This is a genomic window from Methyloligella solikamskensis (assembly GCF_042676065.1).
GTDB classification, from domain to species: Bacteria; Pseudomonadota; Alphaproteobacteria; order Rhizobiales; family Methyloligellaceae; genus Methyloligella; species Methyloligella solikamskensis.
Map to the genome: position 1 here is coordinate 1,599,828 of NZ_JBHTJO010000001.1, position 15,221 is coordinate 1,615,048.

Below are 15,221 nucleotides of genomic sequence, written 5' to 3' on the forward strand. Positions count from 1 at the left end.
CTGCCGGGATGGCGGCCCTTTCTTTATGTCCGGGTGGTATTGCGCTTCGGAAGTCCTTCTTTCGGAAGAGATTTTCGCCGGTTTTACCGGGCCAATAAGGTTACGGGGCGTTCACGCTAAAAGGTTCAATTTCTCGCCAAACGCCGTCTTCTTCTCTACCGTCTTGGTTCTTCTATAAGAAATGTGGGACCAGGATGTTGGGCAGGGCGGAGTCTTCTCCCAAAGGGACGCGGGAGGCAGCCGGGCGCGAACCGCTCGCGCTCGATCTCGACCATGCGCTTCTGAAGACCGATCTGCTGTTCGAGACGGCGGCCGCCTATCTCAGCGTCAATCCCTTGCGGGTCTTCCAGCTCATTCTCTGGCTGTTCCAGGGCAAGGCGGTCCTGAAGCGTCAGCTTGGCGAGAGGGTGCTGCTCGATGTCGACAGCCTGCCGGTGAACGAGGCGCTGGTCGCCTATGCGCGCCGGGCGAAGCGGGCCGGGCGGAAAGTCGGAATCGCCTCGGCCAGCGACGAGCTTTTGGCCCATCGATTGGCCAAGCGCTTCGACTTCATCGATTTCGTGGTGGCCAGCGACGGCAACAGCAACCTCAAAGGCCGCGCCAAAGCGGAAATGCTGGCCGAACGCTTCCCCCATGGCTTTGCCTATGCCGGCGACAGCCGCTCCGATCTGGCGGTCTGGAAAGAGGCCGATGCGATCATCCTGGCCGGGGCCTCGCCGTCCACGACCCGCGCGGCGGAACGGCTGGATAAGCCCATCGAGGCGGTATTTCCTCGGGAGCGGCTAGGGCCGAAAGGCTGGCTCAAGGCCGTCCGGGCCCATCAATGGGCCAAGAACCTCTTGGTCTTCGTGCCTTTGGTACTGGCCGGCATGGCTGCCGATCCCATGGCAGTGGCTCGGGCGTTTGCGGCCTTCGTCGCGCTCTCCATGATGGCGTCCGGCACCTATCTCATGAACGATCTGTTCGATCTCGCCGACGACCGGCGGCATTGGAGCAAGAAGGAGCGGCCGCTCGCGGCGGGCTCCATGCGGGTGTCAGACGCCATGGTGATTTCGCCGGCGCTTGTGCTCGGCGCTTATGGGATCGGGCTTTATCTCGGCTGGGGCGTCACGGCGATCCTGTTTGCCTATATGGCCACGACGCTCGCCTATTCGGTCTATCTGAAGCGCCAGCCAATCGCCGACGTCTTCACCCTGGCGCTGCTTTTCACCCTGCGGTTGGGACTCGGCATCGTCGCTGTCAGCGCGGAGCCCTCCGCCTGGCTGCTGGTCTTCTCCATGTTCCTGTTCATCTCGCTCTCCTTCGCCAAGCGGCAGACCGAGCTGCAGCGCAGCGGCATCGTGGGCGAGGAGATGCTGAAGGGCAGGGGCTATCGCGGCGGCGATGCGGGCTTCGTGCTCGCCATGGGGGTGGCGACCGGCATGACGGCGGTCACCATCATGGTGCTCTACATCATCAACGATGCGTTCAACGCCGAGTTCTACAGCCAGCCGCTCTTCCTTTGGGCGTTCCCGGCGGTGCTCTTCATGTGGATCTCGCGCATCTGGATGCTCTGCCATCGGGGCGAGCTGAACGACGATCCGGTGGCCTTCGCGCTTCGGGACCGGATGAGCATCGCACTTGCCGGTTTGATGGGAGCGGCGTTCCTGGCAGGCTGGCTCTCGTGAAACGCCTGATCCACGTCTCCAAGCGGCTCTCGCAACACCAGGGTGTGCGGTTTCTCGCCCTGGGCGGCTTTGCGGCCGCGGTGAACTGGCTGGTCCGGTTTCCGCTCTCTCTGATCATGCCCTTCGAGGCGGCGGTGCTGCTGGCCTACGCCATCGGCATGTCCGTCGGCTTCTCGCTCTATCCGCGCTTCGTCTTCCCGGGCTCCGACCGCCCGGTCTCCCAGCAGATCGTCATCTTCGTCGTGGTGAATTTGGTTGGCGCGGCGGTGGTCGTGGCGGTCTCCTACGTTCTGCTCCTGGCCCAGTCGGGATTCTCTTATCCGTTGATCGTGAAGCAGGGCCTGGCCCACGGGATCGCTATCGGGGTCGGAGCGCTGGCCAATTTCTTCGGCCACAAGAAGATCACCTTCCGGGTGCCGCCGCCCCAGAACGGGCCCGCGGGCTCCCAGGTCTGAACTTCCAAGTCTTACAAGCTAGGCTGCGAGCAGGCCGCCGATGGCGATCATCGCCAGGGTTATTCCCATGGAATAGGCGGTGAGGATGGAAAGCGGCGGGGCGTATTCGCGTTTCAGCCCGAGAGCGACGAACACCAGCATGATGGGCAGCCAGTCAAGCGCATAGCGTTGGGTGCTGTACTGGGAGAACCCGTTCGAGTGATAGAACAGGGTGACGCCCAGAATGAAGGCGCAGGTGATCAGCCCGATCCAGAAGGCGCGCGTCCAGCGGGCCAGGAAGGCGAAGAGCAGGGCGGGCGTCACAAGGAAGAGGGCCGCGCCGTTGTTGTCGAACTCCTTCAACTGGGTCAGGTAGCGCCCGGTGAACTCCACATGGGGTCCCTGGAAGAACATGTAGAAGGCGTTGAAGGGGAAATACTCCAACGCGAAGGGGCCGAGCTCGCGCAGGCGATGTTTGATGAAGCCGGGATCCTCGCCGGGCGTGTCCATCGAGATCGGAAAGAGATAGGCGTAGCCGGTCTCCAGCGGCGAGCCGAAGCGCACCCAGTTATAGGCGAGATAGGCTGCCACGGCGGCCACGGGGAAGGCGATCAACCGCAAGCCCCGGGCAAAGGCCGCCCGGTCGATATGCCAGAGGGGACGCTCCTCCTCCATCAGCAGCACGTAGAGGAACGGTAGATAGAGGATCGACATCTGCCGGCACAGGAACGCCAGCGCGATGAACAGCCCGGCGAGCAGCGCGCTGCGGCTGATGAGGGTCGCGTAAAGCGCGGCGGTCGTGAACAGGAAAGCCCAGACCTGGGCGAAGAACCAGATGTGGTCGCCGCGGAGGGTGACGAAGATCAGGGGCGTGGCGAAGAGGACCAGGAGCAGGAACAGCATCCGAAGATCACGGTCCTCGGTAAGCGTGCCGCCGATGCGCCACCAGAGCATGGCCGTGGCGGCGAAGGCGAACAGGGTGATCGGCATGAAGTAGTGGAAGTCCATGCCGAAGATCGCCACGAAGGGCATGGCGATGATCGCTGGCAGTGGCGGGAAGACGACATAGGCCTTGCCGTTGTAGATGGCGCAGTCCTCGTCGAAGCAGCCATTCACGTGGAGCTGGCCGTGGAGGAAGGCGTCGGCGAGGGCGACATAGGAGTTGCTGCCCGGCTCCTCCCGGAACACGGCCATGACGAGGACCGCAAGAAAGAGAAGCGTCAGCCCGGAAAGCAGGGCTGTGATGGTAAAGCGTTGTGCCGTCATATTCCCTCAGCCTTTGGCCGGGACCTTAGGTGGGAACACACTTCCGAATCGTGAATTTCCCGGTGACCGAGATATTCATCCGGGTTTGGCGTCGTATACGGAGGAACCTGCGCAGCTTTTCAGCGGCATTCGGCTTTCTGTCGCAGTGCTGCCCGGTTCCGTTGGCATCAAGCCTCGCCCGTTGTTATACGATTGCTCGCATCTCTTACTGTCTCCACCGCCATGGGTAGCAAATTAATGTCGATCGTCGCGCGCTCGAAGACTGCCTTCCGGGATTTCGTGCATGCGGAGTCGGCGGGCGGGTTGGTGCTTATCGGCGCCGCCGCTGTCGGCTTCATCATCGCAAACTCTGCCTGGTCGGAGGACTACACGCACGTCCTCCACACCAAGGTCGGCGGTCTCGATGTGCTGCATTGGATCAATGACGGTCTGATGGCGCTGTTCTTCCTGCTGGTCGGTCTCGAAATCAAGCGCGAGATGATCGAAGGCCAGCTGAACACCTGGTCGAAGCGCATCCTGCCTTGCGTCGCGGCGGTCGGTGGCATGATCGTACCGGCGGTCATCTTCATGATCGTCAATTACGACGTGCCGGAGGATTGGCGGGGCTGGGCGATTCCGACCGCGACCGACATCGCGTTCGCGCTCGGCGTGCTGTCTCTCTTCGGCAACCGGGTGGTGAACTCGCTCAAGGTCTTTCTGACCTCGCTCGCCATCATCGACGATCTTCTGGCGATCCTGATCATCGCGCTGTTCTATTCCGGCGATCTGTCTCTTCCCTTCCTCGGGGCGGCAGCGGGCGCGGCCGCTATCTTGTTCCTGATGAACTGGTTCGGCGTGATGCGCATCTGGCCGTATCTGATCGTGGGTGCCGGGCTATGGGCGGCCATGCTGTTTTCCGGCATCCACGCGACCCTCGCCGGCGTGATCCTGGCGCTTTCCATTCCGATCGGCGGTGGCCATGAGGCGGTCGGCGAGGACAACGTTCCTTCGCCGCTGCACGACATGGAGCATGCCCTTGAAAAATGGGTGGCGTTCCTGATCGTGCCAATCTTCGGCCTTGCCAATGCGGGCGTGTCGCTCGCCGGCGTCGGCATCAGTCATCTCATCGAGCCGCTGGCGCTGGGCATCATCCTCGGACTGTTCATCGGCAAGCAGCTCGGCATCATGATGACGGTCTGGATCGCGATCAAAACCGGCCTGGCGGCCTGGCCCGACGGGGCGACCTGGCGGCAGACCTACGGCGTGGCCGTGTTCTGCGGCATTGGCTTCACCATGAGTCTTTTCATCGGCTTGCTGGCGTTCCCCGATGTGGAGCGTGAAGAGATCACCAAGCTCGCCGTGCTTGTCGGCTCGCTGCTATCGGTGGCGTTTGGCTCGATGATCTTCCTCTTAGGCGGACGTCAGACCCTCGCCGAGGAAGAGGCGGAAGAGGGCCGGGTGCCGCGCTACTAGGCGCCGTAGAGCCAGTCGAACTGGCCGAGAGCCTTTTCCGCCGATTGCCTGGAAATCGCAAGATTGCGCGCCGCGGCGAAAGGCTGGCCGAGGTGGTAGATCCGTCCCAGCCTGGCCGACTGACGCGTGACGCGGGCGGCGCGCACCCGCCGCATGGCTTCGTAATGAGAAATCGCCTTGGCCGGATCGTCGCGGGAGTCCGCGAGTGCGTCGGCAAGGGCCACGGCATCCTCGATGGCCAAGGCCGCGCCCTGGGCCATGAAGGGCAGCACCGGATGGGCCGCATCGCCGAGAAGCGCGACGCGCTGGGTCGTCCAGCGCCGCAGCCCGTGCAGCCGATAGAGAGACCATTGCCGCCAGGTGCCCGCACGGCCGAGCAGGTCGCGGGCTGAATCGTGCCACTGGGTGGCAGCGCGCGTGACGTCCTCGGCGCGGGCTTCGGCGTTCCAGCCTTGCTGTGGCTGGCCGCCATGGGAGGCGAACACCACATTCAGCGCCTCGCCCCGTGCGACGGGGTAGGTGACGAGATGGCTGCCCCGGCCGAGCCACAAGGTCACCACCGGCGCATCGAAGGGGGCGGGAAGGTCCGTTGCCGGCAGCATGCTGCGGGCCGCCGTATGGCCGGTAAAGACGAGATGGGAGGTGGGGGCGATGGATTTGCGGACCGACGACCAGATACCGTCGGCGCCGATCAGCAGCTTCGTCTTTATCTCCCAGGGCCCCTTGAGGGCCACGTGGTCGTTCTGCTCGGCGACATGAGCGACATTGAAGCGATCGTGCAGCTCGATCCGTCCGGAGGCTTCACTGGCTTCGAAGAGGGCGCGTGCCAGGTCGGCCCGACGCATGGCGAGATAAGGCACCCCGTAGCGCTCCTCATAGGCCTTTCCGAAGGGGAGCTGCTTCAGCCGCTTTCCCGAATAAGCGTCGAAGATATGCAGGGCCGCGGGGCGGACGGCCTCGGCCTCGATGGCTTCGCGCATGCCCAGCGTCTCCAGACGGCGCACCGCATTGGCGCCCAGCTGAATGCCGGCGCCGAGCTCTTCTGCGAAGCCGCCGCGCTCCAGAACGCGAGAGGGTATACCGTGGCGTGCGAGCGCAAGCGCCGTGGTGAGCCCGCCGATACCGCCCCCGGCGATTGTCAGCGGCATGACGTCACTGCTCACGTGGGAAGGTCTTATGCGCCTGCAGGCTCGGTCGCCACATAGACGCAAGCCTCAGGTTCGGTTTCTTCCGGCGCGAGCTCCGGATCGTAGATGTAGAGCGTGGAGCAGTAGGGGCACACGAGCTGGGTGCCGCTGCCCATGTCGAGGAAGACATGAGGATGATCGAAGGGCGGCGAGGCGCCCATGCACTGGAACTCTTTGACGCCGATCTTTATGCGATCGACTCCCTTATCGTTGACGTAATGGGGCACCACTGTTTGTGCCATGTCTCGCGTCCCTGTTTACTCGGCGCTTTCGATGACGATCAGCATAATGGCCCGAAGGGGCGGATGGTAGGGGCGAATGCAAGACTCGCTGGTTGAAGATTCCAACTTCGCAGAATTCGATTCAGACGGCGTGACGATCCACTATCTGGATGTCGGCGAGGGCGATCCCGTCCTGCTGATCCATGGCTTCGCCTCCAATATCGAGGCGAACTGGGTCGCGACGGGCTGGGTCAGGACGCTTGTCGATGCGGGCAAGCGCGTGATCGCGATCGACAACCGCGGCCACGGGAAGAGCGAGAAGCTCTACGACCCGGAGCGCTACGGGGCGCCGGCCATGGCGGAGGATGCTGTGCGGCTGATGGACCGTCTCGGCATCGAGCGCGCCGATATCATCGGCTATTCCATGGGCGCGCGCATCGCCGCCTTCCTGACCTTCGCCCATCCGGAGAGGGTGCGTAGCCTGGTCTTCGGCGGTCTCGGGATCACCATGGTGCGCGGCATGATCGGGGCAGGGCCGCTGGCCCATGCCCTGGAGCAGCCCAGCATCGACGACGTCACCAACGCCACGGCGCGCTCCTTCCGGCGCTTCGCAGAATCCACCAAGAGCGACCTCAACGCGCTCGCCGCCTGCATGCGCGGACCGCGCGAAAAGGTGAAACCGGAGGCGCTGGCGGAGATTTCCGTACCCGTCTTCGTCGTGGTGGGCAGCGAAGATGTGATCGGCGGATCCCCGGGAGAGCTTGCAGCTCTCATCCCGAATTCCCAATATCTTGAATTGAAAGGCCGCGATCACATGAAGGCGGTTGGAGATAAGGAATTCAAACGGGCCGTACTCGACTTTTTAAGAGAGCGGCGTTAAGCCAGCCCCTAGCCACCCCTGATGGCCGTGGCTATTGGAGAAGCGGCCAGTTTGAAAGCGGCTAAGAGGTTTAGCCATGCACAAGACTGCAGCGGCACGGCGGCCGGAGCTCAAGAGGGTCGATCCCATCTGGAGCCGGCTGCAGGACGAAGCGGAGCAGGTTCGCGCCAACGAGCCGGCGCTCGCCGGATTCGTCTACGCGACCATCCTCAGCCATGCGAGCCTGGAGGATGCGCTCTGCCACCGCCTGTCCCAGCGCCTGCAGCATACCGTCGGCGACGCTGGCCTGCTGAATCGCACCTTTCTTGAGGTGATCGAGGCGGCGCCGGAGGTCGGCGAGGATGTGCGGGCGGATCTTGCCGCGTGGGCGACCCGCGATCCGGCCTGCGAGCGGGTGATCGAGCCGCTGCTCTATTTCAAGGGCTTCCATGCGCTGGAGACCTACCGTCTGTCCCATATCCTTTGGCATATGGGCCGCCGGGATCTGGCGCTCTATCTCCAGAGCCAGGCCAGCCGGGTGTTTGCCGTGGATATCCATCCCGCGGCGCAGATCGGCAAGGGCATCATGATCGACCATGCGACCGGCATCGTGATCGGCGAGACGGCCGTGGTCGGCGACAATTGCTCGCTTCTGCACGGCGTGACGCTTGGCGGCACGGGCAATGAGAGCGGCGACCGCCATCCCAAGATCGGCACCGGCGTAATGCTGGGGGCCGGAGCCAAGGTTCTCGGCAATATTAAAATCGGCGATTGCGTCCGCGTGGCGGCCGGCAGCGTTGTGCTGAAGGACGTTCCGGCCCGCCGTACCGTGGCGGGCGTTCCGGCCCGCGAGATCGGTTTTGCGGGCTGCGAGGAGCCGGCCATCGCCATGGACCAGTTCGTGGCCGGCATCGTCGACGATGCCGATTCTGAGTGAGCGGCCGGACCGTCCGGCTGCTTCCTACCGCTTAAATCAAAGCGCCCGCTTGGGCGCATGAAGGAGTTTTCGTGACCCGGGAAGAAATCATCAAGCTCGAACAGTATCTCCAGAAGAAGTTCCAGCTTCCCTCCCTGGAGGTTCGGCAGCGGCCCCAAAAGGACGACTCCTCCGAGGTTTATATCGGCGACGAGTTTATCGGCGTGCTGTTCCGCGACGACGATGACGACGATCTGGCTTACCAGTTCCAGATGGCGATCCTCGACTTCGATCTGGCCGGAGGCTAGGGGCTTTCGGAGGGCCTCACAGGCTCTGACCAAAATCTTATCGAACGCGTCTAAGCCGTTCTTTTGGAGCGGCTTTTTCGTGTCCGGCTTTCGATGGTTAACCAAGGGTAAAGATAATATCCACCGTCGCCGCTCTCCTGGATAAACTTCCTAAAATTCAGGGAAAATTCTAGGGGGCGTTGATGTCCACCCTTGGCGTCAATCTTTACATCATGGCCGTTGGATTCGTGACGGCGGGGATCATCTCAAGCTTCGTTCAGCTTGTGTCCGGCAAGCCTGCGCGCTTCGAGCTGGCGCCTGAAACCCTGGTGGGATCGATCGGCGGCGTGATGCTCGGGCTGACCGCAGGACCCGCCATCCTGATGCGCAATGCCTGGCGCGGCATGCGGATCGAGGCGAGGCCACCCTTCTGGTTCGTGCTTTCGCTGATGATCGCCGGCGTGTGGAGCCTTTTCTCCGGCGCCATCGTTCTCGTCGTCCTGATCAACGTCTAGCCGAAGCACGCGCCTGACAGACTCCGGATAAGAAAAGAGCCGGTCTCTGCTTGAGAGACCGGCTCAGTCCAGCCCGGCTGGGTCGGGGATGGGTGGGATGATCGCCGGGCTTCGGGGGGGGCTGCCATGTTCTGTGCGGCCGTCACTGCGGCCTCTCGGGCGTTTCTCCTTAGTTGCTCTGGGACGCGGAGACCGGTGTCTGGCCTTCCTGCTCCGGCGGCACCAGCGAGATCCAGATCAGCGGATTGCGCTCGGACTGCCGCTTGACGAAGCTGTAGGGCGTATCGCGCCAGGGCATGATCGCCTTCTGCTTATTGTCGAGGACGAGATCGCCCTGATCGGTGCGGACGGTGAGGACGGCGTGGCCCTCATTGTTCTCGTCGCGCACCACGGTGATGAGCAGGGCGGAGGTCGGCCAGCCGCGCTGCAGAAGCATCTTCCGCTTCAAAAGAACGTAATCTTCGCAATCGCCGCTGCCGGCCGGATAGGTCCAGCGCTCGGTCTCGCCGTAGAGCTCGAGATCGGTTTTCGGCGCCACGGCCTCGTTGACCATGCGGTTGATGCTGACCAGCTCGGCCGCGCGGTCCTCGGTCAAGGCGATGCGTCCGGCGAAGCGGCGCACCGGTGCGCAGTCGGCGCGATGCAGACGGCAAAAATTCACATAACCGATTGGCGGTAAAGTCTCGGAAAAGGTTTGCATCTGCGTAACCTTTTCGACCGCCTGTCCAGGCTCCAAGGAAATGACCCGTTCATTGGTCGCCTCGGCAGAAAAGGATGATGCAGACATCAAAAGTGCAAGTCCTAAAGCAAAGTGCCTCATTTCAGCCCCCGTTTATTCTTGATGGGGACTGTCTCACAAAGATTTTTACATCCGAATAAGTCGGAAAATTCGTTTCAACGCGAAGTCGAGATAAATTTGTCTAAAATTTTAGACAGTCTGGCCGTTCGATAAAATTTTATCGAATTTGGTACAAAGCATAAACCAAACGGGAAAATCGCAGCATCGAGCGCCGCCGGGGCAGAGCGCCGGCGAAAAGAAGCGGATTCTAAGAGGTCGAGAGAGCTAGAAGCCCCGGCGGTGCGCCGGGGACGAATACTTACCCGAAGGACTGCTCGATACTGTCCGGGTTCTGGACGCTGGCGAACTGGATGGCCACGCCCTTCTCGTGCTGGCGCACGATGAAACCACGCATGCGGCCCAGCACGACAACGGTGCCGATGGGTGGCTTGCGGTCGACGGCAATGGATGCGCCGCTCAAGGATACGTCGATCACCCTGCAGTCCAGGGTCTCGCCATTGGGAAGAATGAGCTTGGATTGCGGCTGGGCCGGCACTTTGCGCTCATGGGCGCGGGTGTCTGAGGAGAGGCCGAGATTTTCCTCGTTGACCGCCCAGGTCAGGAGGTTCGCGATCTTCTCCCGGCGCACCGGGGTGGCGGTGATCTCTATGGCGAAGCCGCCTTCGAAGCAGCGAACGACGGTGCCTTCGATGCGGCCGAAATTATCGAGATAGGCGACGATGCGCTCGCCCTTCTCACAGGCGACCGGGGCCAGCATGGCCATGCCGCCAGCAGACATGTTGATGATGCGGCAGGGGAATTCCTGCTTATCTTCGCGCATGAAGCGGCCGAAGATCCGCACGTTCACACGACGGTACTGCCGGCGATCTTCAACGATCTTGGGAGATTTGCGGTCGGCACTAGCGGTCGGCTCAACATCGTTGTGCGACCTTGGCTTGTGTCTGACCGGTGCTTCCTCGGTGTTGGGCGCGCTTATCATTTTTGGACCCTCGCCGCGGTTCCCATGGCGGCGGTATTCATGAGGAGCCTCTGTCCAGCGTGCCCAACCTAGGCCTTCTTCGTTAACGAAGGAATAAACGCCTGTAAGAAATAAAAAATCGTCGCTTCGGCGTGGGGTGGGGCGCCTCAGCCTTTCGGCTGAGACAGCCCGCCATCATAGACCTTGAAGCGCGGCCGGCCGTTGAGGCTCCCGGCGAAGCCCGGATCGTTGCCGGGTGCCGGCATGGCCGGCGCGGCTGCGGCGGGTTTGCTCATCGGCCAGTCGAGGGCGACGTCGGTCAGATCCAGATGGACGATCGGATCGGCGCCCAGCCAATAGTGGGGCTCCAGGGCGGTGATCGAGCCCAGGCAGCGGTTCACGCTATGGGAGGTCGCCGTCAGGGGCAGGAGCAGCATGGAGAAATTGCAGTGCCGGCCCTCCAGGGAGAGACCTTGAAAGCGCACATGGCCAACCGCACCTTCGCCAAACAGATTGGCAAGGAGAGAGGTCATGGCGTGGCGGTCGGCGCCGTCCCAGAGCGCGAGGAACTCGGTGCCCCGCAGCTCGCGGCCGAATTGATCGCAGATCCGCGTACCGGCGAGCCGGAACCGGAACTGGCCGGGTCCCGCATATTCCACAATGAACGTTTCCGCGAGCAGGGGCGCGATCGCCGCAGGCTCGATTTCCGCCCGGTTAGGGGCGATACGTCCGTTGCGCACGCGGTCCCAATAATCGTAAAGCTGCTTGTCTGTTGAACTCTGCATTTACCCACCCCAGGCTTACGCTACATCTTCACTGAGGCGCCGCCCATCTCAGGTCCAAACCAAGGTAAACGTCCCGATTTGGCACAATTCGTTAACAGCGCCGGCTCATTTCACAGGGGTGTTGCAGTGGTCGTGCCAGGGGGTGAACTCTCTGACAGATATGGAATTTTTGGCGAGATTGGCGGGGCACAGACTGTTCCGTTGGTTAACAGAAACGGGAATTTGCGCCGGAAGGGTAAATTTCTCCGGGCACAGCCGATGGTTGTGTTCGATTTAAGGAAATAGCGAACGGCCAATGTCTCAGAATGAACCAATCTTTAACGTTCCGCGGAGCGTTCTGGCACTGATGGTGCTGATGATCGCGGTTCACGCTATCCGCATCTCGCTACCCGACGAGACGGACATCACGGTTCTTCTATTGTTGGCGTTCATTCCCTCCCGCTACGCGGGCGAGGCGATGCTGCTGCCGGGAGGCTATCTGGCCTGCATCACCTCGTTCGTCACTTATACGATCGTTCACGGCGGTTGGCTGCACCTGGCGGTAAATCTCTTGTGGATGCTTGCATTCGGAAGCGCAGTGGCGCGCCGAATCGGGGGCCAGCGCTTCCTGATTTTTTCAGCCTGTGCAGGCGTTGCAGGGGCCCTTGTGCACCTGATGCTGCATTTCGGCGAGCAGGCGCCGATGATCGGGGCGTCAGCCGCGATCTCGGGCCAGATGGCCGGTGCCCTGCGCTTCGTGTTTCGGGCGAGGCCGGGCGCCTATGGCCCTGGTATGGGGCGGGATTTGGCCGCAGCACCTTTGGCCACTCTCGGCGAGACCCTCAGCGATCCGCGGATTCTGCTCTTTCTGGCGATCTGGCTGCTTCTCAATGGCGCCTTCGGGTTGAGCGCGCTTCCCATGGCGGGCGTGCCGTCGGGCAGCGGGGTGGCGTGGGAAGCTCATATCGGCGGCTTCCTGTTCGGTCTCTTCTTCTTCGGCTATTTCGACCGCCCGGCAGAGCCCATGCCGGAGCGGGACGGGACGGCTTGATCTCCCAGATTTTCCGATAATCGCACGGATTTTCGGCATCTCGCCGAGCCTAATTGGCTTGTCATGCGTTGTCCTACACGCAAGAATACGCGTTTAGACCGGGCGCCAAGTTCGGCAAGGGAGGAAGAAATGAATGTGGCGACTATCCTTAAGGATAAGGGGAGGGAGGTGCTCACCGCGCTTCCCGACGCGTCGCTACTTGAGGTAGCGAAGCTGTTGAGTACTCATCGGGTCGGCTGCGTGGTCGTGGCCGATGAGGCCGGCAAGGTTGTCGGCATTGCCTCGGAGCGCGACATCGTGCGTGCCATCGGGACGGAAGGGATCGGAGTGCTCGAGCAGCCGATCACGACCTGCATGACGTCGGACGTGGTGAGCTGCCAGGAGGCGGACACCATCGAGCAGCTCATGAGCGAGATGACCGCTCATCGCTTCCGGCATATGCCGGTGGTGGAGAAGGGCAAGCTCAACGGGCTGGTTTCGATCGGCGACGTTGTGAAGATGCGGATTGCCGAGGCCGAGATGGAAGCGGCGGCCATGCGCGAGTATATCGCGACGGGCTAGACCGCCAGGCTCCGAACAGTGTTCAGGATGTCGTCGAGGTGGCGATGGGTCGCCTCGGCGCCTTCCTGTATGGCCTCTTCGGCCCTGTGAAAGTCGAAGGGGCGGATCGAGCCGACCCGCGGATTGATCGTGACATCGGGCGGATCGCCCGCCAGCCGGGAGCGCGAGATGCGGTCCTGGGTGATGTTAATCGCATCCATCATGACAGATGAGATTCCGGGCGCCCCGTCGCGGCGGCCCAGCAACTGCCGCTGCAGGAGCCGCACGGCCGAGCTGCCCCTTTCCGGCTGCATCGCATCGTCGGGGAAGTCCCCGTTCTGGGTAATCGCCGCCTGGTCGGGAATGACGGTGCCGCGGGAGTAGACATCGGACGACAGATTGACGGCGATGACGAAGCGCGCGCCGAGCGCCCGGCAGACGGACACAGGCACGGGATTGACCAGGGCGCCGTCGATGAGCCAGCGGCCTTCGATCTTCACGGGCTTGAAGATGCCGGGCAGGGCGTAGGAGGCTCTCAGCGCATCCACCAGATTGCCTTTGCTCAGCCAGACCTCGTGACCCGTGCCGAGCTCGGTCGCCACGGCGACGAAGCTGCGGGGCAGATCTTCGATCTTGTACTTGGCGAGATGGGTCTCGAGACGGGCGCTGAGCTTCTGACCGGTGATCAGTCCGGAGCCGCCGAAATTCAGATCCATGAAGCCGAAGACGCTGCGCCGGGTCAGGCCGGTGGCAAATTCATGAAGTCCGTCGAGCCGGCCGGTGACGAAGCAGGCGCCGGCAACCGCACCAATCGAGGTGCCGGCGATGACGTCGATCTCGAGGCCTGCTTCGGCGAGCACCCGCAAGACACCCAGATGGGCCCAGCCGCGGGCAGACCCGCCGCCAAGCGCGATGCCGATTTTCGGTCTCGCCATGTAGCTCATTCTTCGCGACCTCTTGTCTTTTCCGCGCGCGGAGCGCGGAGACGACCTCAAGACGTCGCCGCGGCATCGTTGTGCTCTTTGCGGCTACACCAGAATATTGTGGAGTCTTTAAGGTTTGGTTGGGGCGCTAAGAAGTCGCAGAGCTTTTTATTTGCCGTAGACCTTCTTGGGATCGAAGAGGCGTTCCGCATCGGCGAAGCGCAATTCGCCGTTCGTCTCCCCGATGGGGGCGACCCGGTAAAAGCAGGAGCGGCGGCCGGTGTGACAGGCGGCGGGCGAGCCTACCATCTCCACCTTCATCAGGACGGCATCCTGGTCGCAGTCAGTCCGGAGCTCGAGAACCTTCTGGACGTTGCCGCTGGTCTCGCCCTTCTTCCAGAGCTTGCCGCGGGAGCGGCTGAAGTAGTGGGCCTCGCCCGTCTCAAGCGTCCGGTCGAGAGCTTCCTGGTTCATGTAGGCGAGCATGAGGACCTCGCCGGTGGTGGCGCAAACCGCCACCGCCGGCAAAGTGCCGTCGGGTCCGAATTTCGGTGAAAACCGCCTGGTTTCCTCGATCGTGGCGCTGGTCTCAGTGCCCTCCTTGGTCGGGGAGGGCATGGGCTACTTCCCGGATGAGACGAGGGTCATGAAGCGCGCCTGCTGGGCCGGATCCTCTTTGAAGATGCCGGTGAACTGGGTCGTGATGGTCGCCACGTCAGGCTTCTTCACGCCCCGCAGGGACATGCACTGGTGCACCGCCTCGATCATGACCGCCACGCCTTTCGGCTTGAGCACATCGTCGATCGTCTCGGTGATCTGCGCGGTCATCGTCTCCTGGGTCTGCAGGCGATGGGCGAACACATCGACCACGCGCGCAAGCTTGGAGATGCCGACCACGCGATCGGTCGGGAAATAGGCGACATGGGCCTTCCCGATAAACGGGATCATGTGGTGCTCGCAGTGGGAGTTCACCTCGATGTCGCGCAGCATCACGATGTCGTCATAGCCGCCGACCTCGTCGAAGGTGCGCGACAGGACGTCATGGGCGGACTCGTGATAGCCGGAGAAGAACTCCTCGTAGGAATCGACCACGCGCTTGGGCGTATCGAGAAGGCCTTCGCGGTTCGGGTCGTCGCCTGCGTAAGCGATCAGCGTACGCACGGCCTCTTCGGCTTTCTGGCGGTCCGGCCGGACGATATCCGACTGCTGCTCGGCTTCGCGGCGCTTTGGCTTCTCTACGAACGCATCCATCAAACTATCCTTGTCAGTCCCGACACCCAGGTCGTTATTCGCGTGAAGTTGGTAAGGGGGATAATGCACGCCTGAAACTCTAGCTCCCAATACCGATTTAGAGAATCGGGGTTATACCTTTAGGCTGAGGT

At 62.4% G+C, this 15,221-nt stretch carries 18 protein-coding genes; 9 read left to right on the plus strand and 9 right to left on the minus strand.

Going from position 1 to position 15,221, the window contains the following annotated elements; translation table 11 throughout:
- Positions 1 to 194: 194 nt before the first annotated feature.
- Both ACFQ2F_RS07745 and ACFQ2F_RS07750 read left to right on the plus strand, forming a co-directional pair.
- Positions 195 to 1,667 carry a UbiA family prenyltransferase gene (locus ACFQ2F_RS07745; RefSeq protein WP_379088149.1) on the plus strand — a complete coding sequence of 491 codons (1,473 nt, stop codon included), beginning with the start codon at positions 195 to 197 and terminating at the stop codon, positions 1,665 to 1,667.
- Positions 1,664 to 2,122, plus strand: a complete 459-nt coding sequence (locus ACFQ2F_RS07750) for a GtrA family protein (RefSeq protein WP_379088152.1) — start codon at positions 1,664 to 1,666, stop codon at positions 2,120 to 2,122. The genes ACFQ2F_RS07745 and ACFQ2F_RS07750 overlap by 4 nt, the downstream gene beginning before the upstream one ends.
- Positions 2,123 to 2,140: 18 nt before the next feature.
- Here the strand turns inward: ACFQ2F_RS07750 and ACFQ2F_RS07755 are convergent, their stop codons facing one another.
- On the minus strand, positions 2,141 to 3,367 hold the full coding sequence (locus tag ACFQ2F_RS07755; protein WP_379088155.1) for a hypothetical protein: 1,227 nt from the start codon (positions 3,365 to 3,367) through the stop codon (positions 2,141 to 2,143).
- Positions 3,368 to 3,604: 237 nt separating this feature from the next.
- Here ACFQ2F_RS07755 and nhaA point away from each other — a divergent pair, with 237 nt between their 5' ends.
- On the plus strand, positions 3,605 to 4,819 hold the full coding sequence (nhaA, locus tag ACFQ2F_RS07760; protein ID WP_379088158.1) for a Na+/H+ antiporter NhaA: 1,215 nt from the start codon (positions 3,605 to 3,607) through the stop codon (positions 4,817 to 4,819).
- Here nhaA and ACFQ2F_RS07765 read toward each other — a convergent pair.
- Positions 4,816 to 5,967: an FAD-dependent monooxygenase gene (locus ACFQ2F_RS07765; RefSeq protein WP_379088161.1), complete on the minus strand. Its 1,152-nt coding sequence runs from the start codon at positions 5,965 to 5,967 to the stop codon at positions 4,816 to 4,818. The two genes, nhaA and ACFQ2F_RS07765, sit on opposite strands and share 4 nt — an antisense overlap.
- Before the next feature lie 26 nt (positions 5,968 to 5,993).
- A complete protein-coding gene (locus tag ACFQ2F_RS07770; protein WP_379088164.1) occupies positions 5,994 to 6,248 on the minus strand; it encodes a zinc-finger domain-containing protein in 255 nt (84 codons plus the stop codon).
- Between the two features lie 76 nt (positions 6,249 to 6,324).
- Between ACFQ2F_RS07770 and ACFQ2F_RS07775 the strand changes: the two genes are divergently transcribed.
- The 4 genes from ACFQ2F_RS07775 (at position 6,325) to ACFQ2F_RS07790 (ending at position 8,804) form a co-directional block, all read left to right on the plus strand.
- Positions 6,325 to 7,107, plus strand: coding sequence for an alpha/beta fold hydrolase (locus ACFQ2F_RS07775; RefSeq protein ID WP_379088167.1), 783 nt, complete (start codon positions 6,325 to 6,327; stop codon positions 7,105 to 7,107).
- Positions 7,108 to 7,183: 76 nt separating this feature from the next.
- On the plus strand, positions 7,184 to 8,023 hold the full coding sequence (gene cysE / locus ACFQ2F_RS07780) for a serine O-acetyltransferase (protein ID WP_379088170.1): 840 nt from the start codon (positions 7,184 to 7,186) through the stop codon (positions 8,021 to 8,023).
- 71 nt (positions 8,024 to 8,094) lie between these two features.
- Positions 8,095 to 8,310: a DUF3126 family protein gene (locus ACFQ2F_RS07785; RefSeq protein ID WP_379088173.1), complete on the plus strand. Its 216-nt coding sequence runs from the start codon at positions 8,095 to 8,097 to the stop codon at positions 8,308 to 8,310.
- 182 nt (positions 8,311 to 8,492) lie between these two features.
- Complete coding sequence (locus tag ACFQ2F_RS07790; protein WP_379088176.1) at positions 8,493 to 8,804, plus strand: DUF6949 family protein; 312 nt, start codon at positions 8,493 to 8,495, stop codon at positions 8,802 to 8,804.
- Between the two features lie 169 nt (positions 8,805 to 8,973).
- Here ACFQ2F_RS07790 and ACFQ2F_RS07795 read toward each other — a convergent pair whose 3' ends face one another.
- The 3 genes from ACFQ2F_RS07795 to ACFQ2F_RS07805 all read right to left on the minus strand — a co-directional run bounded on the left by ACFQ2F_RS07795 (position 8,974) and on the right by ACFQ2F_RS07805 (position 11,346).
- Positions 8,974 to 9,504, minus strand: coding sequence for a transglutaminase-like cysteine peptidase (locus ACFQ2F_RS07795; protein ID WP_379088179.1), 531 nt, complete (start codon positions 9,502 to 9,504; stop codon positions 8,974 to 8,976).
- Between the two features lie 397 nt (positions 9,505 to 9,901).
- A complete protein-coding gene (locus tag ACFQ2F_RS07800; RefSeq protein ID WP_379090642.1) occupies positions 9,902 to 10,480 on the minus strand; it encodes a PilZ domain-containing protein in 579 nt (192 codons plus the stop codon).
- A gap of 248 nt (positions 10,481 to 10,728) precedes the next feature.
- Positions 10,729 to 11,346, minus strand: coding sequence for a PAS domain-containing protein (locus ACFQ2F_RS07805; protein ID WP_379088182.1), 618 nt, complete (start codon positions 11,344 to 11,346; stop codon positions 10,729 to 10,731).
- Between the two features lie 295 nt (positions 11,347 to 11,641).
- Between ACFQ2F_RS07805 and ACFQ2F_RS07810 the strand changes: the two genes are divergently transcribed.
- Both ACFQ2F_RS07810 and ACFQ2F_RS07815 read left to right on the plus strand, forming a co-directional pair.
- Entirely contained in the window at positions 11,642 to 12,376 is a 735-nt protein-coding gene (locus ACFQ2F_RS07810; RefSeq protein ID WP_379088185.1) for a rhomboid family intramembrane serine protease, read from the plus strand.
- Between the two features lie 129 nt (positions 12,377 to 12,505).
- Entirely contained in the window at positions 12,506 to 12,937 is a 432-nt protein-coding gene (locus ACFQ2F_RS07815) for a CBS domain-containing protein (protein ID WP_379088188.1), read from the plus strand.
- Here ACFQ2F_RS07815 and ACFQ2F_RS07820 read toward each other — a convergent pair.
- The 3 genes from ACFQ2F_RS07820 to folE form a co-directional block, all read right to left on the minus strand.
- Positions 12,934 to 13,851 (minus strand): patatin-like phospholipase family protein, encoded by a 918-nt coding sequence (locus ACFQ2F_RS07820; protein WP_379088191.1) that lies wholly within the window; start codon positions 13,849 to 13,851, stop codon positions 12,934 to 12,936. The genes ACFQ2F_RS07815 and ACFQ2F_RS07820 overlap by 4 nt on opposite strands.
- A gap of 156 nt (positions 13,852 to 14,007) precedes the next feature.
- Entirely contained in the window at positions 14,008 to 14,457 is a 450-nt protein-coding gene (gene hisI, locus ACFQ2F_RS07825; RefSeq protein WP_379088194.1) for a phosphoribosyl-AMP cyclohydrolase, read from the minus strand.
- Between the two features lie 3 nt (positions 14,458 to 14,460).
- A complete protein-coding gene (gene folE / locus ACFQ2F_RS07830) occupies positions 14,461 to 15,090 on the minus strand; it encodes a GTP cyclohydrolase I FolE (RefSeq protein ID WP_379088197.1) in 630 nt (209 codons plus the stop codon).
- Positions 15,091 to 15,221: the final 131 nt, after the last annotated feature.

What these genes read in the sequence shown, in the direction of transcription:
- ACFQ2F_RS07755 (WP_379088155.1), bottom strand. Translation starts at nt 3,367, where the DNA reads ATGACGGCACAACGCTTTACCATCACAGCCCTGCTTTCCGGGCTGACG.
- ACFQ2F_RS07765 (WP_379088161.1), bottom strand. Translation starts at nt 5,967, where the DNA reads ATGCCGCTGACAATCGCCGGGGGCGGTATCGGCGGGCTCACCACGGCG.
- ACFQ2F_RS07795 (WP_379088179.1), bottom strand. Translation starts at nt 9,504, where the DNA reads ATGCAAACCTTTTCCGAGACTTTACCGCCAATCGGTTATGTGAATTTT.
- hisI (WP_379088194.1), bottom strand. Translation starts at nt 14,457, where the DNA reads ATGCCCTCCCCGACCAAGGAGGGCACTGAGACCAGCGCCACGATCGAG.
- folE (WP_379088197.1), bottom strand. Translation starts at nt 15,090, where the DNA reads ATGGATGCGTTCGTAGAGAAGCCAAAGCGCCGCGAAGCCGAGCAGCAG.
- nhaA (WP_379088158.1), top strand. Translation starts at nt 3,605, where the DNA reads ATGTCGATCGTCGCGCGCTCGAAGACTGCCTTCCGGGATTTCGTGCAT.
- ACFQ2F_RS07775 (WP_379088167.1), top strand. Translation starts at nt 6,325, where the DNA reads ATGCAAGACTCGCTGGTTGAAGATTCCAACTTCGCAGAATTCGATTCA.
- ACFQ2F_RS07745 (WP_379088149.1), top strand. Translation starts at nt 195, where the DNA reads ATGTTGGGCAGGGCGGAGTCTTCTCCCAAAGGGACGCGGGAGGCAGCC.
- ACFQ2F_RS07810 (WP_379088185.1), top strand. Translation starts at nt 11,642, where the DNA reads ATGTCTCAGAATGAACCAATCTTTAACGTTCCGCGGAGCGTTCTGGCA.
- ACFQ2F_RS07790 (WP_379088176.1), top strand. Translation starts at nt 8,493, where the DNA reads ATGTCCACCCTTGGCGTCAATCTTTACATCATGGCCGTTGGATTCGTG.
- cysE (WP_379088170.1), top strand. Translation starts at nt 7,184, where the DNA reads ATGCACAAGACTGCAGCGGCACGGCGGCCGGAGCTCAAGAGGGTCGAT.
- ACFQ2F_RS07820 (WP_379088191.1), bottom strand. Translation starts at nt 13,851, where the DNA reads ATGGCGAGACCGAAAATCGGCATCGCGCTTGGCGGCGGGTCTGCCCGC.
- ACFQ2F_RS07770 (WP_379088164.1), bottom strand. Translation starts at nt 6,248, where the DNA reads ATGGCACAAACAGTGGTGCCCCATTACGTCAACGATAAGGGAGTCGAT.
- ACFQ2F_RS07815 (WP_379088188.1), top strand. Translation starts at nt 12,506, where the DNA reads ATGAATGTGGCGACTATCCTTAAGGATAAGGGGAGGGAGGTGCTCACC.
- ACFQ2F_RS07805 (WP_379088182.1), bottom strand. Translation starts at nt 11,346, where the DNA reads ATGCAGAGTTCAACAGACAAGCAGCTTTACGATTATTGGGACCGCGTG.